Raw genomic sequence first — 20,150 nt, 5'->3', positions numbered from 1 at the left:
CGCTGTGCTCGGCCGTTAAGAAGTGGCTGGGGTTGCCAAAGCTGCGTCGATAAGCTGGCGCAGCTTTTTCTCGTCCTTCTTGGACGGTGCAGGCAGCTCCTCCCCGTCGATCGTGGTGACGCGCACCCCGCCGCGGACGGAGCTGACTAACCATACCTGGTCGGCGCCGCGCAGGTCAGCGACGGTGAGGGCTTTCTCTTTGCACTTCCAGCCGTCACGCTCGGCGAGGGTGAACACGGCCGCCTGTGTCGTGCCGGGCAGCACGTCGCCGCCCGTGACCGGCGTACGCAGCTTGCCGCCGCTGACCACCAGCACAGACGATGTCGCTCCTTCCAGTACGCGGCCGGACGCGTCGACGTAGATGACATCGTCGTATCCGTTCTGCTTCGCCCACCGCAGCGCAGCCATTGCCGCGGCGTAGTTGAGCGACTTCGCGCCGACAGTCAGCCACGGCGCGGCCTCGGCGTCGCTGCCGCTGGCTAGGGTGTAGCCGCGCTGCGCCGTCATCACGCGCACACCATTTTCGCGCTGGTCCAGCTGCTCCTGCGGAATCGGCCGGACCGTCACCCAGGCGCTGGGCACGCCCGTCGACTCACGCCCACGGGTGTACGTCCACTGGCACTTCGCCTCCACCTCCGCCGCGTCGAGTCCGGATTCGCGCACGAAGTCCCCCACTGCCTCGGCTGTCGCCTTCTCCCACGTCGCCGCTTCCGGCGCGGGCAGGCCCAGCAGCTGCGCAGAACTTTGAAAGCGTTGCACATGTGCCGCCAGATTCACCGGTTCACCGTGGCGGATTAGGATGGTCTCAAAGCAGCCATCGCCGCGCGTGACGGCAGCATCGTCCCAGTACACGTGCGGAAGGTTGGCGTTTTGGCGTCGCAGGGAACCGCCGAACGGCTCCACGAGATAGATCACTGGCTGTTGGGCGCGCATACCGGCCCATTATGCCCGCGTAGGATCGGACAGGTGAGTTACCGTTCGCCTATCCTCGCCGTGCGCGGCGCCACAGAACTACCCGACGCGTCGCTTATCGACGCCGCCGGCGTCCCCTCCCACTACAGCGACCCCCTGCGCGAACAACGCGCAGTCGAACGCGGCGGGGTGGTCATCGACCGCAGCCACCGCCACGTCATCCGCGTCGCCGGGCCTGACGCGCCGGTGTTCCTGAACAACCTGCTCTCGCAGAAGCTTGACGATGTCTCCCCCGGCTTCACCGCCGCCGCCCTCGACCTGGACATGCAAGGCCGGATCCTCCACCACGCCGATGTCACCCGCACTGAGGACGCCTTCTACCTCGATGTCCCCTCCTACGCCTTCGAGACTTTCCTCGACTTCCTGACCAAGATGATCTTCTGGTCCGACGTCACCGTCGAAGAGGCGGACCTGGCCATCCTCACCGTGCTCGGTGCCCCGTCTTCCTTCGACCCAGGCGTGCTCGCCGCGACTCCCGCGTTCGTGCGCACCGTCGACTGGCGTGGCCCGCGGCGCGTTGACATCGCCGTCCCGCGCCAGGAGTTGATGAACGCTTTCCGCGCACTTACCGGTGCCGACGGCGCGGCACTGACGCCCGCCGGCATCATGACCTTCACAGCCGAGCGCATCAAGGCCCTCGAACCAGAGCAGCGTGCAGACCTCGACGCCAAATCCATCCCGCACGAAGTGCACACGCTCATCGCCCGGGGCGGCAACCTGGGCGCCGTGCACCTAGACAAGGGCTGCTACCGCGGCCAGGAGACCGTCGCGCGTGTGGAGAACCTCGGCCGTTCCCCACGCCTTCTGGTCATGCTGCATATCGACGGTTCTGCCCCCGTCGACCCCCAGCCCGGTGACACCATCACCATGGGCGGGCGCACCGTCGGACGCCTCGGCTCCGTCGCGCACGACTGCGACTACGGTCCGATCGGCCTAGCGCTGGTGAAGCGGTCTGCTCTCAACGCCCCAGCCACGTCGGGCCCCGCCGCGGCTGTCGGTGCGCAGCTGGAAATCCTCGCGGGCACCGGCGCAGACGACGCCGACGGCACAGAAAGCGCCGCCGATCCAATCGTCATTTCCGCGTCCGTCGACCCTGACTCTCTCCCTGCGGATGAGGGCCAGCGGGCGGGGCGGGTGGCCGTCGATAAGCTGCGCGGCAACGCGAAAACGCACCCCACCACATAAAAACGGGGTGCGCTTAAGCGAGCTTATCGACGCTGCGCGTCGTCCTCCGGATCCCAGTCCGCGTACTCAGCGTACTGCGGGTCTACCTCGTAGTCGTCGGAGTCATCCTCGTCCCACTCGGAACGGGTGGGCTCGCCTGCAAGCTCACGCTGGAGCGAATCCAGATCCATGTCAGGCGTGTTGTACTTCAGCTGGCGTGCAACCTTGGTCTGCTTTGCTTTGGCGCGTCCGCGGCCCATGGCGTGACCCCCTTGAGGTGTCCTAAAGGGCGGCTCGGGAATTCGGCGGCCCTTTTCATATCTTAAAAATTTGTCCTGCAAGCCATAATAGCGTGCGAGTCAAATTAACGCGCACACAGCCGCCGCCTGCGCAAACACGGCCACACGAGCAGCGCAGGAAAATTTTAGAAAGAGTGGGATCCCACAAGCACAGCGCGTGCACCCTCGTCTGCGTCGGTGGTGCCGCGGACTTCGCCAAGCTCCCAGCATTCGACGTGGCGGGCGGTGAGCATCGCCAGCGCGCGGTCGCGGTCCTCCGGCGCAACGATGGCGACCATGCCGACACCCTTGTTGAAGGTCTTCTCCATCTCGGTGTCCGGCACCTTGCCCACAGAGCGGATCGTGCGGAAGATCTCCGGCGGGCTCCATGTCGCGCGGTGCATTTCCGCGACCTTGCCTTCGGGGATGACGCGCTCCATGTTGCCCACCAGGCCGCCGCCGGTGACGTGGCAGAACGTGCGCACCTCGCACTCGTTGGCCAACGCCAAGCAATCCAGGGCGTAGATGCGGGTCGGCTCCAGCAGCTCCTCGCCGAGGGTGTGACCCAGCTCCTCGATGTGGCCGTCCAGCGGTAGGCCGGCCTTTTCCAGCAGGACGTGGCGGGCCAGCGAGTAGCCGTTGGAGTGCAGGCCAGAGGAGGCCATGCCGATGATGACGTCCCCCTCGCGCACGCGGTCCGGCCCGAGCACCTCTTCAGCTTCCACCACGCCGACAGCGGTGGCGGACACGTCGTACTCGTTCTCCCCCATCACGCCGGGGTGCTCCGCGGTCTCCCCGCCGAGCAGGGCGCATCCGGCCTGGACGCAGCCCTCGGCAATGCCGCCGACGATATCGGCAATCTTCTCCGGCACGACCTTGCCCACCGCGATGTAGTCCTGCAGGAACAGCGGCTCCGCGCCGCAGACCACAAGATCGTCGACGCACATGGCCACCAGGTCGATGCCGATGGTGTCGTGCTTGTCCATCGCCTGGGCGACGGCGAGCTTCGTGCCCACACCGTCCGAACCAGCCGCGAGCAGCGGCTGCTTGTAGTTACCCAGCGCGAAGAGACCGGCGAAGCCTCCCAGTCCACCACGGACCTCGGGGCGGGTGGCGCGCTTGGCGTGGTCCTTGATCAGCTCGACTGCGCGGTCGCCTTCCTCAATGTTGACGCCGGCAGCGGCGTAGGAGACTTCCGACTCGGGGGTGGTCATGGCTTAAAACATCCCTTCCTGAATGCGGCGCACGGCATCCGCGTTCACGTTGTTCTCCGGCAGGCCCAGCGGGTAGTGGCCGTCGAAGCAGGCCGCACACAGGCTTGCCGCGGGCCGCTCCGTGGAGGCGATCATGTCGTCGATCGAGACGAATGCCAGTGTATCCGCACCGATGACGCGGCAAATGTTCTCGGCGACAGCGGCATCATCCCCGCCGGCGTTGTTAGCAATCAGCTCGCCCGGGCTGGCGAAGTCAATGCCGTAGAAGCACGGCCACTTCACCGGCGGCGACGCAATGCGCACATGCACCTCGGCAGCGCCCGCTTCACGCAGCATTCGGATCAGTTTGCGCTGCGTGTTACCGCGGACGATGGAGTCGTCCACGACCACAAGCGATTTGCCCTCGATGATCTCGCGCACCGGGTTGAGCTTTAACCTCAAGCCCAGCTGGCGCAGCGTGTCCGACGGCTGGATGAACGTGCGCCCTACATACGCGTTCTTCATCAGGCCCTGCGCGAACGGAATACCGGACTCTTCGGCATATCCAATTGCAGCTGGAGTGCCCGACTCCGGCACAGGCATGACGACGTCCGCATCCACCGGCGCCACATGCGACAACCTACGGCCAATCTCCAGGCGGGCCGCGTTGACTGTCTTGCCCTCGATGACCGAATCGGGGCGGGCAATGTAGACGTACTCGAATACGCAGGTCTTCGGCGCCGGGTCGGCGTAACGTTCGGTGTGGATGCCGGAGGCGTCGATCGCAATGAGCTCGCCCGGCTCGATGTCGCGCACGAAAGAAGCGCCCGTGATGTCCAGCGCGGATGTTTCAGAGGCGATGACCCAGCCCTTCTCCAACCGGCCGAGCGACAGCGGGCGCACACCGTGCGGGTCACGGGCAGCGTACAAAGTGTGGCCGTCGGTGAACACCAGACAGAAAGCGCCCTTAATCTGCGGCAACAGTTCGCGGGCGGAATCGAGCAGGGTGCGATCGCCGGTCACTCCGTCGGCAAGCAAGGCGCTGACAACAGCCGTGTCGGACGAAGACCCCTGCCCGTCGACGCCGTCGCGCGGGACGAGCTTGCGCGCAACTGCCTCATCGCGCAGTGTCGCGTAGTTCGTCAGATTGCCGTTGTGCGCCAACGACACATCCGTGCCGTTCGGCGAGGTCCGGAACATCGGCTGGACGTTCTCCCAGCTCTGCGCACCAGCTGTGGAATAGCGGGTGTGGCCGATCGCCACATCGCCCTGCAACGCGTCGAGGATCGCCTCATCGAAAACCTGGGAGACCAGCCCGCTGTCCTTGAAGACCACGATGCGCCCCTGGTCGCCCACCGCGATGCCGGCACCCTCCTGGCCGCGGTGCTGGAGGGCGAACAGGCCGAAGTACGTCAGCTTCGACACGTCCTCCCCGGGCGCCCACACCCCGAACACACCGCATTCTTCGCGTGGCTCGGGCTCGTCTGCTTCCAGATTCAGCATCGGGTTCTGCACCTGCATAACTTTAGTGGATCACCCGCGTAGAGGGGCAATCAGAACCGCACCACGGGCAGGCCAGCAGCCACATCCCCGGCGCGCGAACCGGAGGCGCTCACCCGGCCGTCAGCGACCGCTTCCGCAAACTCAGCCTGCCCCGTCGCCAGCTGCAGCCACACCTCCGGAGCCATCTCCACCACATTCGGCGGCGTCCCGCGGGTGTGCCTCGGCCCTTCCACGCACTGCACCGCCACGAACGGCGGGACCCGAAGTTCCACAGTGTGACCGGGGAGTTCGTTGGCGAGGGCGCGGGCGGTGCGTCGACAAGCATCTGCGAGCTGGGCGCGCGGAGGACGCGGCTGCGACGGATCCTCGATCCACCCGCGCACCGCCTCAACAGCCGCACGCGTCGCAACAGGATCATTCTTCGGAGCCATGGCGCCCATCCTAGGCCGACTCAGCCTGCTTACCCAGCAAGGACTAAAGTCAGAGCAATGACCGAGAAGGTAACGCCGACCAAAGACCCCTCCATCACCCTGCGCTTCATGGCCGCCCCCACCGACGTTGTGCTCGCCGGATCCCAAGGAGTCTCCGGCGGCCGCGTGCTCGAATGGATCGATAAAGCCGCCTACGCCTGCGCCGTCCAGTGGTCTGCGACCTACTGCGTCACCGCCTACGTCGGCCACATCCACTTCACCCGCCCCATCCCGTCCGGCCACATCGTCGAGGTGCGCTCCCGCATCGCCATGACTGGGCGTTCCTCCATGCACATCGTCAACGAAGTGCTCTCCGCCGACCCGCGCGAAGGCGTGTTCACCCGTGCTTGCGACTGCCTAGTCATCTTCGTGGCCAAGAACCCCGAGACCGGCAAATCCATGCCCGTGCCCGCCTTCGTGCCCACCACCGACGAGGAACGCCGCGTCCAAGAAGCCGCGAAATCCCGCATCCAGCTGCGCGACGAGATCGAAACCGAAATGCTCAAGCAGTCCTACGACGGCGACTCCGGCGCCCCGCGCATCATCCACCGCTTCATGGCAAAACCCACCGACATCAACTGGGGCGGCAAAGTCCACGGCGGCACCGCCATGGAATGGATCGACTCCGTGGGCACCTCCTGCACCATGGAATGGTCCGGCGAACGCACCTTCGCCGTTTACGCCGGCGGCATCCGCTTCTACAAACCCATTTCCATCGGTGACCTCATCGAAGTCGACGCGCGCATGACACGCACCGGCAACAAATCCATGAACGTGACCACGCACGTGCGCGCCGGCGACCCCCGCGGCGGCCGCGACAATCTGGTCACCGCCATCCATGCCACTTTCACCTACATGGCCGTCGACATCGACGGTACCCCCCTGCCCGCCCGCCAGTTCACCCCCGTCACCGACGAGGACAAGGCCCTCTGGGAGCACACGCAGATCCTGCAGGACCTGCGCCAGAAGTACGCGCCGATGCCCCTGGTCGAGCCGAACCCGGCCCGCCAGACCGTCGACTAGACGGCCTGCCCGTACGTTTCTGGCAGCAGGAAGACCGGGGCCTGAACGCTGGTTCGCAGCGCTCCAGCCCCGGCCTGTTTGATTGGTTTGGCCGTTAGGCGTTCGCGGGGACGAGATCGTGGATGATTGCATCTTCACCCATGAAGAACCGGGCGTGCGTACTGCGCAAAGTCTCAATGTTGTCCGAACGAATCACGACCAGTTCAAGATCGGGGTCAGTCCGCTCTGTTTCCAAACGGATGCACTCGCGCGATGCTTCATGAGCATCCTCATACGGGGTCAGATTGAGCCGTCCCGTTGGACGGTGGTACTCGATCAGATAGGCGATCATGAGTCATCCCCCTCCTTCATCTGTGAGGCAGGTTTCGCTTCTAAGTAGGCAATTTCGGAACTGGTTACGGCCATCAATTCTAGTATCTCTGCCGTCTCTTGGTCAGATCGCTGCAGGTTGCGCAGAACGAGAGCATCCGCGATATCTGCTTGCACACTCAGATCCCGCAGCAACATCTCGCGCCTTTCCTCGATGGACCGGATTGCTTCAGAGAAGAAACGCACCCTTTCAATGATCACGAACAATTCAGGGAAGTCACTCTCCTGAGGCTCCTCATAACGGATCGAGCGCCCGACTTTGTCTCCAAGAAACTCGTTCAGGCTGGCCCAGCGTGATTGCAATGACGTCCGGAGTTGAATCTCCACTCGGCCAGCTGGCATACGCAACCAAAGATGAATGGCGCGATACCCCTGCTGGGTATCCTGACGGTAATCACGCACATTCACAGAGGCACCCATGTCAGAGAATGCAGATTCAAAACGGCCAGCTAGATAAGTTTGCGCGGTCAAACCCGCCTCGATATCGTATCTGACACCTGCAAAATCCTGTATCGAATCAAGACTCATTCCGATACGTCCCAGCTTTGCGGTGAGCGTGTCTTTGCTCTTCGTGCGATCGCTGCCAAACACACGTGAAATTGAATGAAGATGGTCGCTATCACCATATTCTTCCTGGTAGCGAGCGATCACACGCTCACACGTTTCACGTATAAGCACGATTAGGTCCTGGTGCCAGGCCACGATCTCCGCGTACTTCTCTACATCCAGACCCTCGCCCACCATGAGCGCTTTTCCGGCTCGCTTCATATCGCCCTTCGAGAAAGGCGGCTTACTGTTCAGATCCACTTCAAGCCCCTCCTTAGCTACGTTCAAGTGGATTGGTTTTGCACTTTAAAACGTCTGACCGACACGACTTGCCCTATCGTCGAACGTGCGTTCGATTCGCACTGCGGCTAACCGCCCTGTCGCTCCTAGTCACATGCAGCCAGGACTTCCCGTTGCGTGAAAAGGAAACTCCCCGGCCACCGCTCAGACGAAGTGAGGCGGGTGCCGGGGAGTATGCGGTTAAAGCCCTGCGTTTACACCGCAGAGTTCGGGGCGTCGGCGTGCGCGAACAGGCCAGGCAGTGTCGCCGACCACGCGGCACGCAGCGCCGCGACAGATACGCTCTGACCGGCGGCTGCCGTGCCGTCGGCGAACGTGATGTCACCGGAAAGGTTCGTCGAGCCGACAATGGCCACCGGAATGCCCAGCTCGGTGGCGTCGGCGACAACGCGGTCGACGCGGTCCGGGCTGCACGCGACGAGCACGCGGGAAGCGGACTCGGAGAACAGCGCGGTGAATGCATCCTCGTGCACGCCGGACAGATCCAGCTCCGCGCCCTTCTCGGTCTCCTTGATCATCTCGAAGACAGCCTGCGCCAGCCCGCCTTCGGACAAATCGTGGGCGGCGGTGAGGCCGCGGGCGGGTGAACCGTCTGGGCGATCCGAATCTTCGGCGGCTGGGGATTCGGGCGCGAAGAATTCGGCCAGGCGCGCCTCGTTGGCCAGGTCGACCTGCGGCGGCAGGCCGCGCAGCGGCGCACCAGAGATCTCCTGCCACACGGAGCCGCCGAACTCGTCGCGGGTCTCGCCCAGCAGCACGAGAATCTCGGATTCACCGTTGTTGACCACGCGCGGGCTGACGGATGCAGCCACGTCGTCCATCACACCGAGCACGCCGACGACCGGCGTCGGCAGGATCGGGGTGTCTCCAGTCTGGTTGTAGAAGGACACGTTGCCGCCGGAGACAGGGATGCTCAGTTCGACTGCGCCGTCGGCAAGCCCGTGGACTGCCTCGCGGAACTGCCACATCACGTCGGGGTTCTCCGGCGAGCCGAAGTTGAGGCAGTTGGTCACAGCGACTGGCCGCGCGCCGGTCACGACGACATTGCGGTACGCCTCAGCCAGCGCCAGCCGCGCACCCATGTTGGGGTCGAGGTAGGTGTAGCGTCCGGATGCATCGGCGGAGACGGAGACACCGCGGCGGGTGGATTCGTCGATACGCAAAACGCCGGAGTCCGCGTGGCGCGCTTGCACCGTGTTGCCGCGCACGTAGCGGTCGTACTGCTCGGTGATCCAATCGCGCGAGCACAATGCCGGCGATGCGACCATCTTCAGCCATGCGTCCGCCAGGTCTTCCTGCTTATCGACGTCACCAGCCACCTGCACCTCATCCATCCACTCCGGACGAGCCCAGGGACGGTCATACACCGGAGCTTCGTCGGCGATCGTGGACGGCGGAGCGTCGAGAACGACCTCACCGTTGTGCTCAATGACTAGGCGGTCGCCCTCGCCGGTGACCTCACCAATCTCAGCGCAGTTGACGTCCCACTTGGCGCAGATCTCCTTGAAACGCTCGACGTTCTCCGGCGCGACGACAGCGCACATGCGCTCCTGCGACTCGGAGGCGAGGATTTCTGCGGCAGTCATGTTCTCTGCGCGCAGCGGGACAGCGTCGAGGTTGACGCGCATACCGCCGTCGCCGGCAGCAGCCAGCTCGGAGGTCGCGCAGGCTAGGCCCGCGCCGCCAAGGTCCTGGATGCCCACGACCACGTCAGCGGCGTAGAGCTCGAGGCAGCACTCGATCAACACCTTCTCCGCGAAGGGGTCACCGACCTGCACGGCGGGCAGCTTGCGCTCCGCACCATCTTCGAAGCTCTCAGAGGCGAGGACGGACACGCCGCCAATGCCGTCGAGGCCGGTGCGCGAGCCGAACAGCATGACCTTGTTGCCTTTACCGGACGCGAAGGCGAGCTTGAGGTCCTCGACCTTGAGGGTGCCCACGCACAGTGCGTTGACCAGCGGATTACCTGCGTAGGTTTCGTCGAAGCAGGTCTCACCACCGATGTTGGGCAGGCCCAGCGAGTTGCCGTAGCCGCCGATGCCGGACACCACACCCGGCAGAACTCGCTTCGTGTCTTCCGCGTCAGCCGGACCGAAGCGCAGTTGGTCCATGACCGCGATCGGGCGGGCACCCATCGCCATAATGTCGCGCACGATGCCGCCAACACCGGTCGCCGCACCCTGGTAGGGCTCCACGTAGCTGGGGTGGTTGTGGGACTCAACGCGGAAGGTCACCGCGTTGCCGTCACCAATGTCGACCACACCGGCGTTCTCACCGATGCCGGCGAGCAACTTCGCGCCCATCTCTTCGGTCATCGTCTCGCCGAAGTAGCGCAGGTGCACTTTCGACGACTTGTAGGAGCAGTGTTCCGACCACATCACGGAGTACACGGTCAGCTCCGCATCGGTGGGGCGGCGGCCGAGAATCTCGCGGATGCGAGCGTATTCGTCATCTTTCAGGCCCAGCGCGGCGTACGGTTGCTCCTGCTCAGGCGATGCCTTCGCGGCCTCGACGGTGTCATTGTGTACGGCCACAGTTACGCTCCAATCTTGGAAATCTCGTTGAGCGCCGAGCGGATCAGCCCCAGGCCATCGGTCGACGGGCCCGTGAGCGTATCGACGGCATGTTCCGGGTGCGGCATAACCCCCACCACACGACGATTCTTACTGGTGACACCCGCAATGGAATTGATCGAGCCGTTGAAGTTGTCCGTGTAGCGGAACACGACGCGACCTTCTGCCTCGAGCTCGTCAATGGTGGCCTGGTCGGCCTGGAAGCGACCCTCGCCGTGCTTCGCCGGGACAAGAATCTTGGAGCCGGAGGTGAACTCGTTCGTCCACGCGGTCTCGGTGTTGGCCACCTCGAGGTAGGTGTCCACGCAGTGGAAGTGCAGCCCCTCGTTGCGCGTCAGCGCGCCCGGCAGCAGGCCCGCTTCAGTGAGGATTTGGAAACCGTTGCAGATGCCCAGCACCGGCATGCCTTTATTCGCAGCGTCCACGACAGTACGCATCATCGGCGCCATTGCCGCGATCGCGCCCGAACGCAGGTAGTCGCCGTAGGAAAAACCGCCGGGCACGATCACCGCGTCGACACCGGTCAAGTCCTCGTCGGCGTGCCACAACGGTTTCGGTTCGGCGCCGCCGTTGCGGACGGCGCGGATCGCATCAACGTCGTCAAGCGTGCCCGGGAACGTGATCACTCCGATCGTGGCGGTCACTTGACTTCCTCCCGCACAATGAAAAAGTCCTCGATAACCGTGTTGGCTAGCAGCGTTTCCGCCACGCGCTGAAGCTCCTCGTCCGTCACGGAGTCCTCCACCTCAAGCTCGAAACGCTTGCCCTGGCGGACATCCGTAACACCATCGACGCAGATGCGCCCCAGCGCACGGTGCACCGCCTGGCCTTGCGGGTCCAGAATTTCAGCCTTGGGCATGACATTGACTACGACACGTGCCATGAGAATCCTTCGCGAGAGATCGTTTCCGAAGCTGCCAAAGAACAGCAGAAATACTCGGCCAGTATATCCGACAGGGCCCACACTCCATAGACGACAGAACACTGTTCGTATTGAAATCTGTTTTCAACAATGGTTTGATGAGTCCTATGAAACAACCGCGATTCAGCCCCCTCACACGAGCCCTCTCCGCCACCTCCGCCGCAGTCCTGGCCGGCGCCGCTCTCGTCGGCTGCTCCACCGACTCTGCCTCCGGTGGCGACGGTGTTGAAGGGGCCGGCGGGGCTGACCCGGCCAGCGTCGTGGCCACCACGAAGGTGTGGGCCGATGTCGCCTCCGCCGTCACCGGCACCGACGTCAACGCCATTATTAGCGACGCCTCCCTCGACCCCCACTACTTCGAACCCAACGCCAAAGACCTCGCCCGCCTCAAGCAGGCCGGCACCGTCGTCGCTAACGGCGGGCATTACGACGCCGCCCTCTACACCGTCGCCGAGCAAGACCGCGTCATTCACGCTGTCCCGCTGCAGAACCACGGCGCGGAAGAGGAGCACGATCACAGCCACAGCGATCACGAGCACGATCACGAGCACGATCACGACGGTCATGACCACGGCGACCACTCCACCGCCGGACTGCCCCAGGACATCGACCAGCTCGAGCACGTCTGGATGGCGCCGAGCAAGGTCAAAGACGTTGCTGCCCAGGTTGAAGAGAGGGTTGGGGGTGACGCTGGGAGCGTCGAAAAGCGAATGGGCGCGATCGAAGACCGCCTGGCCGCGTTGCCCCACGTGCACGTGGCTATGACGGAGACGATCGGCGCGCCGCTGATTTGGGGCACGGAGCTGCACGATCTCACCCCGGAGGAGTACTCGCGTGCGGCCCTCAACCACTCCGAGCCGTCAGTGTCAGCAGTGGCGGACTTCATCGAGCAGATTGAAAGCGGCGATCTTGACCTGCTCATTGTCAATCCGCAAAGCAGCAACAACGCCACCGACCGCCTGGTGAAGGCGGCGGAGGAGAACAACGTGCCCATCGTCGAAATTCGCGAGACCCCGCCGGAGGGCACGAACTTCCTCGATTATTTCGAGCAGGTCGTGGGCGACATCGCCGCGATTGCCGAGAAGGCCGAGCCGCAGCCCGAGACCGAAATCGACAGCCGCGTCGGCTAAGCTCCCCCACGTGATTGCGCAGTTCACCGGCGCCGCTGTCGCGCCATTGTGGTCGGGGGTGGACCTGACCGTCGAGCGTGGCGAATTCATCGCCGTCCTCGGCCCCAACGGCGTGGGCAAATCGACGTTGCTGCACACAATTTTGGGCACGCGCCGCCTCACCGCCGGAGAAGTCGACGTCCGCGGCCGCGTCGGGTTCATCCCGCAGCAGCAGATGTTCCCGCAGGATCTGCCGGTGCGCGGGCGCGACCTTGTTTCGCTCGCCCTCTCGCATGGGCGTCGGCCGTCGCGCAGCGCTGTCGACGAACTACTCGTCGCTGTCGGCGCTGAACGGTTCGCCGACAAGCGTGTGGGCCTGCTTTCCGGCGGGCAGCAACAACTCATCCGCCAGGCTCAAGCGTTGGCGAAACAACCCGAGCTTTTGCTTGCCGACGAGCCCCTCCTCTCCCTCGACCTCGCCCGCGAACGGCAGACTGTGGCACGGCTGAAAAACTTAGACGCTGCCGTGCTGTGCGTGACGCACTCGATCAACCCGTTCCTTGATGTGGTCGACCGCGTTCTCTACCTGGGCCCGAAAGGCCATGCCGTCGGCACTGTCGGCGAGGTCATGCGCTCCGAGGTGCTCAGCGAGCTCTACGGCACGCGTGTCGACGTCATCGAAGCGAACGGACGCATGGTGGTGCTGTAATGGACGGATTCTTTGAGATGACCCAGTACCTCCTGGGCATGGACTTCGTGCAGGCAACGCTGGCTGCGTGTGCACTGCTGGGCGTGCTTTCCGGTGTGATGGCGCCGTTGATCGTGCTGCGGCAGATGTCGTTTTCCGTGCACGCGACCTCAGAGCTGGCGCTCATGGGGGCCTCCGCGGCGCTCCTGTTCGGTCTCAACGTCGGCGTAGGCGCTGTGGCCGGAGCGGTCGTCGCGGCAATCGTGCTGGCGGCGCTCGGCTTCCGTGGACAGCAGGACTCTGCGGTCGGCGTGGTCATGAGCTTCGGCATGGGTTTGTCCGTGCTGTTCATCCACCTCTACCCCGGCAATTCCAACCGCGCGCTGTCGCTGTTGACCGGCCAGGTTGTCGGCGTGTCCGGACACAACGTCGCCCTGCTCGCGGTCACGACGGTCGCCGTTGTCGCCGCTGTGGCAGTGCTGTGGCGGCCGATGCTCTACGCCTCTGCCGATCCCATCATGGCTGCGGGATCGGGCGTGCGGGTGCGCGCCATGTCCATCACGTTCGCGGTCCTCGTCGGCATCGCCTCGGCGCAGTCGGTGCAGATCGTCGGCGCCCTGCTGGTCATGTCGCTGCTGATCACACCCGGCGCAGCAGCATCTCAGATCACAGCGAACCCGGTTCACGCGGTGGGGTGGTCGGTCCTGTTCGCCGAGGTCGCCGCCGTCGGCGGAATGATCCTGTCGCTGGCGCCGGGGGTACCGGTCAGTGTCTTTGTCGCCTTCATTTCCTTCGGGATCTACCTGGTCTGCCGCATCATCGGCGGCGTGCAGCGGCGCCGGATTAGCGCTTAGGCTTCTTCAGGTCCCGGTAGTTGACCGGCTTCAACCCTTCGTCGGCAGCCTCGACGGCAGCCTGGACGAAGTCGTTGCGCACCTTTTTGGAGTCCAAGTTGCGCCCCGAGACCGACAAGCGCACCGTGTTGCCGCGTTTCGCGCTGCGGACCGCCGCGTTGATCACGTTGCGGCGCCACCAGCCAGCTGCGCCGTAACCTTCACCCACCGACAGGTTGCGGGCGTACTCGATGTCGCCGCTGCGCAAGAAGTGAATGCCGCGCTCAGACGCGGCGAGCCGGAAGTCGAAGTGCTGCAGCGCCACGAGCGTCCCTTCCGACATCCGCCAGCGCGGCGGAGCGAAGGTGTCCAGCTCGAAACCGAGCTTCGCCATTTGCCGCGTCGCACCTTTGAGACGCAGGCGCGCTTCATGCTCCTCCAGCGCGGCGAACTCGGCGCGGCGACCCTGCACGGGCTGGTCGAAACCGTTGAGGATCAGGCCCCGCCCGGTTTCCATTTGGTCATGCAGCCACCCGCGGGTCGACTTGTCTTTCGCCAGGTGCCACTTCTTGTCGATGTGCGGCGCCACCAGCAACGACACTGGAATTTCGCGTTCATCTAAGTCGGCTACGAGCTTCTGGACGTCTTTACGCGTCTCATCAAAAATCGACGAGACAGAGACAAGCAGGTAGCCGGGCATAGGCACCAATTATTCCACAGCGCCTGCGGACGTGCCCGGCTCGACCGCGACTGCTCCGGCTGTCGCCAGTGTCCACGCGTATTCGAATGCGGTCTGCTTCCACTGCGCGTACCGGCCCGATACGCCGCCGTGCCCGGCCGCCATTTCGGTCTTCAGCAGGAACTGCCCTCCCGTGGCGGTGTCGCGCAGTTTGGCGATCCATTTCGCCGGCTCCACAAACAGCACGCGCGTGTCGTTGAGACTGGTCACCGCGAGGATGTCCGGATAGTCCTTGGCCTCGATGTTCTCGTATGGCGCATACTGCGCCATGTAGTCGTAGACCTCCGGGTCGTGGTACGGGTCGCCCCATTCTTCCCATTCCCCCACGGTTAGCGGCAGCTCCGGCATGAGGATAGAGGTGAGAGGGTCGACGAATGGCACGATCGCCTGAATGCCGGCGAACTTCTCCGGGGCAAGGTTCGCCACCGCGCCCATGAGCATGCCGCCGGCGGAGCCGCCTTCTGCGACGAGTTGATCGTAGCTGGTCACGTCCGCGTCCACGAGGGCGTCAGCGCAGGCGATGAAGTCGGTGAAGGTGTTCATTTTCTCCAGGCCTTTACCGTGGTCGTACCACAGCCGGCCCATTTCGCCGCCGCCGCGCACGTGGGCGCACACCCACACCATGCCGCGGTCGAGCAGACTCAACCGAGCGACGGAGAAGCCCGGGTCCATCGACGCTTCGTACGAGCCGTATCCATACAGCAAGCACGGCTTGTGCTTATCGACGCCCACTTCGACATCCCGCCTCCTCACCACCGACATCGGAACCTTCGTCCCGTCGCTAGCCGTGGCCCACATCCGCTCGGCGATGTAATCGGACGGGTCGTAGCCGCCTTCGACCTCCTGCTCCTTGAGCAATGTGAACTCGCCAGTGGCAACGCGGTAGTCCAACACCTGAGGCGGCTGCGTGTAGGACCCGTAGGTCACGCGCACAACCGGGGTGTCCCATTCCGGGTGGCCGCCCAGGCCAGCGGTGTAGAGCTCTTCGGAGAACTCCAACTCCTTGAACTCTCCGAAACCGCCGGTGAGGTCAGCGACGGCGAGGCGGCCGATGCCGCCGCGTCGATACGCGAGAAACATGAAGTCGCGGTAGATGTCGGTGCCTTCGATGCGGCGCTCGTCGTCATGCGCGATGAGCTCGTCGAGCTCGCGGATCGGCGGCAACCCCGCATCCACCTGCTCGGGGACGGGGCACGTGCCGACGGCGAAGTTCGGGCCGTGCGCATTATGGGTGATCACCCAATGCTCGCGCTCACTGCCTGTATCACCTGTATCAGCGAGGACGGCGAGGTCGACGAAATACTCCACGCCGGACTCGCGCGGCCACAGCAGCTCGAACTCGCCCTCGGGCTCCGACATCGGCAGCACTCGGTTCTCCGACGTCAGTGTTGAAGAAGCAATGAGGAACAGGTAGCGCTCGGAACGGTCGGCGGTGATGGCGACACCGAACTTCTCGTCATCCTCTTGGTAGACCAGCACGTCGTCGGCGGCGTCCGTGCCGCGACGGTGGCGCCAGATTTGGTGGGGGCGCCACGCGTCGTCGACACGCGTGTAGAAGAGGTAGTCCTCCCCCGCCCACGTCGCGCCGTAGAAGACGCCGGGAATGACGTCGCCGAGCAGTTCGCCCGTCTCGAGGTCTTTGATGCGCAGGTCGAAGCGCTCGTCACCAGCCGTGTCCACCGAGTACGCCAAGTAGCGGCCCGACGTAGTCACACTAGAGGCGCCCATGGAGAAAAAGTCGTGGCCCTCGGCGAGAGCGTTGCCATCGAGGATGGTCTGCTCGCCCGGCAGACCGGAGCCGTCAGCGGGAAGGGTGGGGGCGGTCCAGGGATCGGTGGAATCGTCGACACGCACGCGGCAGCTGATGCCGTAATCCTTACCTTCCTCCGTGCGGCCGTAGTACCACCAGTCGCCCTGGCGCTGCGGCACGGACATGTCGGTCTCTTTGACGCGCGACTTGATCTCGCCGTAAATCGCGTCGGTGAGCTCGGTCAGGTGCGCCGTTTGCTCCTGCGTGTACGCGTTTTCCGCCTCCAGGTACGCGATGGTCTCCGGATTGTCCTTGTCGCGCATCCATTCGTAGTCGTCGACGAAATCGCGACCGTGGAAACTGCGGGTGACGGGGTGTTTCGCTGCTTTGGGTTGCTGCATCTAGATGAACTTCTTTCCGCTCAGACGCTCGTAGGCCTCGATGTAGCGCTCGCGGGTGGCCTCCACCACCGAGCCCGGCAGCTCCGGCGGCGGTGTGCCGCTATCCGCATCCCAGCCGGACTTCTGGCTCAGCCAATTGCGCACGTACTGTTTGTCGAAGCTCGGCTGCGCCTCCCCTTCCTTATAGGAATCCGCGGGCCAGTAGCGGGAGGAGTCCGGGGTGAGAACTTCGTCGGCAAGCACCAGCGTGCCGTTGTCATCGAGCCCGAACTCAAACTTCGTGTCCGCGAGAATGATCCCGCGCGACTCCGCGTACTGCGCCGCCTTCGTGTAAATCGCCAGCGTTGTCTCGCGCAGCCGCGACGCCAAATCCTCGCCGATCTCCCGCGCCATGTAGTCGTAGCTGACGTTGACATCGTGGTCGCCCTGCTCCGCCTTCGTCGCCGGCGTGAAAATCGGCTCCGGCAATTTCGACGCCTCCACCAAGCCGTCGGGCAACTCAACGCCACACACCGAGCCCGTCGCGTCATATTCCTTCTTGCCCGAGCCAGTCAGGTACCCGCGCACCACGCATTCGAACGGCACCATGTCCAATCGCTTCACGACGAAAGCACCCCCCAGCACATCCTCCGGAATCCTCCCGTCATCCAACGGGCCGGCGAGGTGATTCGGGAACTCCGCGAGCAGGTCAAAGAAGAACGCACTGGTCAGTGTAAGGATTTTGCCCTTGTCGGGAATCTCCGGGTCGAGAGAATAATCGAAAGCTGAGATCCGGTCAGTGGCCACCATCAGCAAGGTGTCCGTGTCGATCTCGTAGATCTCGCGGACCTTGCCGGCAGACAAATGCTTGTAGTCAGAAAGCTCAGGACGCATGCTGGCGACTCTACGCCGGTTCACTTTCCCACGTCCCACCACCGGCCTTCATGGAAGGGCGTGCGTCGTGTGCACGCCCGGGAAAAACTTAGCCTCCACTATTTAAAATGAGTGGGAAAAATTCAGTTAGTCAGCGACGCAACTAAAACTGTTTATAATTACCGCCATGACCCAGATCACACACAAAACCGTTCGCCCTGCACTGCTGTCCGTCCTCACTGCCTCCGCACTGACGCTGAGCGGCTGCTCCATGATGGAGCTTCCGTTCGGCCCATCGGGCAACGAGGAGTCCACCGAAGGTGAAGACAACACCACCGACGAAGGTGCCGAAGAAGGCCCCGCCTCCGCTGAGAGCGAAGAGCCCAGCACGGAGGGGACCTCCGGATCCTCCAACTCCGAATACCCCGGCGCACCCGCCGGCTTCAGCCCCGCCAACGACGGCGACAAGGCCAAGCTGGGCGAGCCCGTCGACATCGTCCTGCCCGGCTACGAGTCCGAGACCCCGCTGTTCTTCGAGGTCACCGTCGACCCCGCTAAGGAGATGACCGTCGACGAGGTCCAGACCAACGCCGGCGGCGGCCTGACCGGCCAGGACTACACCGGCTTCAAGTGCTTCATCGCCACCATCAAGTACCTCGGCGCCGGCGAGAGCGACGCCGCCAAGGACTCCGAGATCTTCACCCCGCCGAGATTCAGCCCGACCGGCCCGCAGGGCCGCCAAGCCAACTACATCTCCGGCGACAACGAGACCCTCTGCGGTATTCACGAGTCCGACCGCATGCCCTCCAGTACCAAGGACATGCAGGAAGGCAAGGAGTACAAGCGTGCCACCATCACCTTCACCGAGTCCAGCGGCGCCGGTCTCGAAGCCACCGGCGTTGAGATGAACTTCGGCAAGTCCGACTCCACCTTCCCCAACGGCAAGGTCTACTTCGAGTAAATCCCGCCGGTGCTGCGCCGACGCAGCACCGGTCATTGCAGCACCCGCAGCTGCTACAGAATGTCCCCCGGGGCGTAACCCGCCGCCTCGGGGTATTTCTGTGCCCAGACCTGGATGCGGTCGAGCACGTTGTCCACTTGCGACTCGGCTGCGCCGATGAAGGCGTGGCGGTCAGCCAGGGCTGCTTCGAGGTCGTGGTGGGTCAGGGGGAGACGGTCGTCGCTAGCAAGCCTCTCAATGAGGTTCTGCTCCGCACCATTTTCACGCATGTCCAGCGCCATCGCGACAGCGTGCTCCTTGATCACTTCGTGCGCTGTTTCGCGGCCGATGCCAGCGCGTACTGACGCCATGAGAATCCTCGTCGTGGCCAAGAACGGCAAGTAGCGGTCAAGCTCGCGAGTGATCATCGCCGGGAAAGCGCCGAACTCCGCGAGGACGGTCAGGAAAGTCTCCATCATGCCGTCGATGGCGAAGAAAGCGTCCGGAAGCGCAACGCGGCGCACGACCGAGCAGAACACATCGCCCTCGTTCCACTGCTGGCCCGCCAAATCACCGACCATGGTGAGGTAGCCACGCAGAATTACCTGGAACCCTCCGACGCGCTCGCAGGAACGGGCGTTCATCTTGTGTGGCATGGCCGACGAACCGACCTGCCCCTCCTTGAACCCCTCAGTGACCGTCTCGTTGCCGGCCATGAGACGGATCGTCGTAGCCAGGCTGGACGGGCCGGCGCCGAGCTGCACCAGCGCAGATACCGCGTCGAAATCCAGCGAACGCGGATAGATCTGGCCCACAGAATCAAAGACGCGCTCAAAACCGAGATGCTCAGCGACGGCGCCCTCGAGCTGGTTGAGCTTCGCTTCATCCCCGCCGACGAGATCGAGCATGTCCTGCGCCGTGCCCATCGGCCCCTTGATGCCGCGCAGCGGGTATCGGCCCAACAGGTCCTCGATACGGTCTAGGGCGACGAGGATCTCGTCGGCAGCTGAAGCGAAACGCTTGCCCAACGTCGTTGCCTGCGCCGCGACGTTGTGAGACCGGCCCGCCATGACAAGCGAGCGGTACTCCGCCGCCCGGTTGCCGATCGCGTTGAGCACCGCGATCGCACGGCCGCGCACCAGCTCCAACGAGCGGTAGATCTGCAGCTGCTCAACGTTTTCCGTCAAGTCACGGCTGGTCATGCCCTTGTGGATGTGCTCGTGGCCAGCGAGAGCGTTGAACTCCTCGATGCGTGCCTTGACGTCATGGCGCGTCACGCGCTCCCGCTCCGCAATGGAGTCCAGATCGACACGGTCCACCACAGCCTCGTACGCCGCGATGGCGTCCTCCGGCACATCGATACCCAGGTCGCGCTGGGCACGCATGACCGCGATCCACAGCTGACGCTCGAGGACGATCTTGTGCTCGGCGCTCCACAGCTGCGCCATCTCCGGCGAAGCGTATCGGTTGGACAGGACGTTAGCGTTCTTCGGCTTGCTATTCGGGGTAGTCACGCCTGCCAGTT

The 20,150-nt window shown here is 64.1% G+C and carries 20 protein-coding genes; 6 read left to right on the top strand and 14 right to left on the bottom strand.

Translation table 11 applies throughout. The annotated features are described in order from the left end of the window. Positions 1-15 precede the first annotated feature (15 nt). Positions 16-933 (bottom strand): aminodeoxychorismate lyase, encoded by a 918-nt coding sequence (locus HMPREF0291_RS04615; RefSeq protein ID WP_005288684.1) that lies wholly within the window; start codon positions 931-933, stop codon positions 16-18. A 33-nt stretch (positions 934-966) separates the two neighbouring features. Between HMPREF0291_RS04615 and ygfZ the strand changes: the two genes are divergently transcribed. Further along, a complete protein-coding gene (gene ygfZ, locus HMPREF0291_RS04610; protein WP_005288682.1) occupies positions 967-2,157 on the top strand; it encodes a CAF17-like 4Fe-4S cluster assembly/insertion protein YgfZ in 1,191 nt (396 codons plus the stop codon). 23 nt (positions 2,158-2,180) lie between these two features. On the opposite strand, the gene HMPREF0291_RS04605 is transcribed toward ygfZ, so the two are convergent. The 4 genes from HMPREF0291_RS04605 to HMPREF0291_RS04590 form a co-directional block, all read right to left on the bottom strand. After that, positions 2,181-2,396, bottom strand: coding sequence for a DUF3073 domain-containing protein (locus HMPREF0291_RS04605; RefSeq protein ID WP_005288680.1), 216 nt, complete (start codon positions 2,394-2,396; stop codon positions 2,181-2,183). A gap of 164 nt (positions 2,397-2,560) precedes the next feature. Next, on the bottom strand, positions 2,561-3,628 hold the full coding sequence (purM, locus tag HMPREF0291_RS04600) for a phosphoribosylformylglycinamidine cyclo-ligase (RefSeq protein WP_005288678.1): 1,068 nt from the start codon (positions 3,626-3,628) through the stop codon (positions 2,561-2,563). Between the two features lie 3 nt (positions 3,629-3,631). Next, positions 3,632-5,128: an amidophosphoribosyltransferase gene (gene purF, locus HMPREF0291_RS04595; protein ID WP_005288675.1), complete on the bottom strand. Its 1,497-nt coding sequence runs from the start codon at positions 5,126-5,128 to the stop codon at positions 3,632-3,634. A gap of 32 nt (positions 5,129-5,160) precedes the next feature. After that, positions 5,161-5,541, bottom strand: coding sequence for a sterol carrier family protein (locus HMPREF0291_RS04590; protein WP_040424210.1), 381 nt, complete (start codon positions 5,539-5,541; stop codon positions 5,161-5,163). A 57-nt stretch (positions 5,542-5,598) separates the two neighbouring features. Between HMPREF0291_RS04590 and HMPREF0291_RS04585 the strand changes: the two genes are divergently transcribed. After that, complete coding sequence (locus HMPREF0291_RS04585; protein WP_005288668.1) at positions 5,599-6,603, top strand: acyl-CoA thioesterase; 1,005 nt, start codon at positions 5,599-5,601, stop codon at positions 6,601-6,603. Positions 6,604-6,697: 94 nt separating this feature from the next. Here HMPREF0291_RS04585 and HMPREF0291_RS04580 read toward each other — a convergent pair whose 3' ends face one another. The 5 genes from HMPREF0291_RS04580 to purS form a co-directional block, all read right to left on the bottom strand. Then, the gene (locus HMPREF0291_RS04580) at positions 6,698-6,934 is read right to left on the bottom strand and encodes a hypothetical protein (protein ID WP_005288664.1); all 237 of its coding nucleotides are present in this window, start codon (positions 6,932-6,934) and stop codon (positions 6,698-6,700) included. Next, positions 6,931-7,779, bottom strand: a complete 849-nt coding sequence (locus tag HMPREF0291_RS04575) for a RelA/SpoT domain-containing protein (protein ID WP_050748788.1) — start codon at positions 7,777-7,779, stop codon at positions 6,931-6,933. The genes HMPREF0291_RS04580 and HMPREF0291_RS04575 overlap by 4 nt, the downstream gene beginning before the upstream one ends. Before the next feature lie 233 nt (positions 7,780-8,012). Then, a complete protein-coding gene (purL, locus tag HMPREF0291_RS04570; RefSeq protein WP_005288658.1) occupies positions 8,013-10,352 on the bottom strand; it encodes a phosphoribosylformylglycinamidine synthase subunit PurL in 2,340 nt (779 codons plus the stop codon). Positions 10,353-10,354: 2 nt separating this feature from the next. Continuing rightward, positions 10,355-11,035: a phosphoribosylformylglycinamidine synthase subunit PurQ gene (gene purQ, locus HMPREF0291_RS04565; protein ID WP_005288656.1), complete on the bottom strand. Its 681-nt coding sequence runs from the start codon at positions 11,033-11,035 to the stop codon at positions 10,355-10,357. Continuing rightward, entirely contained in the window at positions 11,032-11,274 is a 243-nt protein-coding gene (purS, locus tag HMPREF0291_RS04560; RefSeq protein ID WP_005288654.1) for a phosphoribosylformylglycinamidine synthase subunit PurS, read from the bottom strand. The genes purQ and purS overlap by 4 nt, the downstream gene beginning before the upstream one ends. A gap of 146 nt (positions 11,275-11,420) precedes the next feature. On the opposite strand from purS, the gene HMPREF0291_RS04555 reads away from it, so the two are divergent. From HMPREF0291_RS04555 to HMPREF0291_RS04545, 3 genes are read left to right on the top strand one after another with little or no spacing between them, the layout of a single operon-like run. After that, positions 11,421-12,443, top strand: coding sequence for a metal ABC transporter solute-binding protein, Zn/Mn family (locus HMPREF0291_RS04555; RefSeq protein ID WP_005288650.1), 1,023 nt, complete (start codon positions 11,421-11,423; stop codon positions 12,441-12,443). Between the two features lie 10 nt (positions 12,444-12,453). Next, complete coding sequence (locus HMPREF0291_RS04550) at positions 12,454-13,131, top strand: metal ABC transporter ATP-binding protein (protein WP_005288646.1); 678 nt, start codon at positions 12,454-12,456, stop codon at positions 13,129-13,131. Then, a complete protein-coding gene (locus HMPREF0291_RS04545; protein WP_005288642.1) occupies positions 13,131-13,964 on the top strand; it encodes a metal ABC transporter permease in 834 nt (277 codons plus the stop codon). The genes HMPREF0291_RS04550 and HMPREF0291_RS04545 overlap by 1 nt, the downstream gene beginning before the upstream one ends. Here HMPREF0291_RS04545 and HMPREF0291_RS04540 read toward each other — a convergent pair. Genes HMPREF0291_RS04540 through HMPREF0291_RS04530 form a run of 3 tightly spaced genes read right to left on the bottom strand, consistent with a single transcriptional unit; the run spans position 13,954 to position 17,706 of the window. Beyond that, positions 13,954-14,643: a DUF2334 domain-containing protein gene (locus HMPREF0291_RS04540; protein ID WP_005288640.1), complete on the bottom strand. Its 690-nt coding sequence runs from the start codon at positions 14,641-14,643 to the stop codon at positions 13,954-13,956. The two genes, HMPREF0291_RS04545 and HMPREF0291_RS04540, sit on opposite strands and share 11 nt — an antisense overlap. A gap of 9 nt (positions 14,644-14,652) precedes the next feature. Next, positions 14,653-16,833, bottom strand: a complete 2,181-nt coding sequence (locus HMPREF0291_RS04535) for a S9 family peptidase (protein WP_005288638.1) — start codon at positions 16,831-16,833, stop codon at positions 14,653-14,655. Beyond that, positions 16,834-17,706: a phosphoribosylaminoimidazolesuccinocarboxamide synthase gene (locus HMPREF0291_RS04530; RefSeq protein ID WP_005288635.1), complete on the bottom strand. Its 873-nt coding sequence runs from the start codon at positions 17,704-17,706 to the stop codon at positions 16,834-16,836. It abuts the gene before it with no gap. A gap of 166 nt (positions 17,707-17,872) precedes the next feature. Here HMPREF0291_RS04530 and HMPREF0291_RS04525 point away from each other — a divergent pair, with 166 nt between their 5' ends. Then, entirely contained in the window at positions 17,873-18,646 is a 774-nt protein-coding gene (locus HMPREF0291_RS04525) for a hypothetical protein (protein ID WP_005288632.1), read from the top strand. A 53-nt stretch (positions 18,647-18,699) separates the two neighbouring features. Here the strand turns inward: HMPREF0291_RS04525 and purB are convergent, their stop codons facing one another. Beyond that, a complete protein-coding gene (gene purB / locus HMPREF0291_RS04520) occupies positions 18,700-20,139 on the bottom strand; it encodes an adenylosuccinate lyase (RefSeq protein WP_005288628.1) in 1,440 nt (479 codons plus the stop codon). Positions 20,140-20,150: the final 11 nt, after the last annotated feature.

It is taken from the genome of Corynebacterium genitalium ATCC 33030 (assembly GCF_000143825.1).
GTDB lineage: Bacteria > Actinomycetota > Actinomycetes > Mycobacteriales > Mycobacteriaceae > Corynebacterium > Corynebacterium genitalium.
Note: the sequence above shows the minus strand (reverse complement) of the source record. Positions and strands in the feature narration are given on the sequence as shown.

Bases quoted from the DNA above. Each gene is read 5' to 3' on its own strand.
- HMPREF0291_RS04540 (WP_005288640.1), bottom strand. From the start codon at position 14,643: ATGCCCGGCTACCTGCTTGTCTCTGTCTCGTCGATTTTTGATGAGACG.
- HMPREF0291_RS04545 (WP_005288642.1), top strand. From the start codon at position 13,131: ATGGACGGATTCTTTGAGATGACCCAGTACCTCCTGGGCATGGACTTC.
- HMPREF0291_RS04590 (WP_040424210.1), bottom strand. From the start codon at position 5,541: ATGGCTCCGAAGAATGATCCTGTTGCGACGCGTGCGGCTGTTGAGGCG.
- purF (WP_005288675.1), bottom strand. From the start codon at position 5,128: ATGCAGGTGCAGAACCCGATGCTGAATCTGGAAGCAGACGAGCCCGAG.
- HMPREF0291_RS04585 (WP_005288668.1), top strand. From the start codon at position 5,599: ATGACCGAGAAGGTAACGCCGACCAAAGACCCCTCCATCACCCTGCGC.
- HMPREF0291_RS04535 (WP_005288638.1), bottom strand. From the start codon at position 16,833: ATGCAGCAACCCAAAGCAGCGAAACACCCCGTCACCCGCAGTTTCCAC.
- HMPREF0291_RS04605 (WP_005288680.1), bottom strand. From the start codon at position 2,396: ATGGGCCGCGGACGCGCCAAAGCAAAGCAGACCAAGGTTGCACGCCAG.
- HMPREF0291_RS04615 (WP_005288684.1), bottom strand. From the start codon at position 933: ATGCGCGCCCAACAGCCAGTGATCTATCTCGTGGAGCCGTTCGGCGGT.
- HMPREF0291_RS04555 (WP_005288650.1), top strand. From the start codon at position 11,421: ATGAAACAACCGCGATTCAGCCCCCTCACACGAGCCCTCTCCGCCACC.
- purM (WP_005288678.1), bottom strand. From the start codon at position 3,628: ATGACCACCCCCGAGTCGGAAGTCTCCTACGCCGCTGCCGGCGTCAAC.
- HMPREF0291_RS04530 (WP_005288635.1), bottom strand. From the start codon at position 17,706: ATGCGTCCTGAGCTTTCTGACTACAAGCATTTGTCTGCCGGCAAGGTC.
- HMPREF0291_RS04525 (WP_005288632.1), top strand. From the start codon at position 17,873: ATGACCCAGATCACACACAAAACCGTTCGCCCTGCACTGCTGTCCGTC.
- HMPREF0291_RS04580 (WP_005288664.1), bottom strand. From the start codon at position 6,934: ATGATCGCCTATCTGATCGAGTACCACCGTCCAACGGGACGGCTCAAT.
- purS (WP_005288654.1), bottom strand. From the start codon at position 11,274: ATGGCACGTGTCGTAGTCAATGTCATGCCCAAGGCTGAAATTCTGGAC.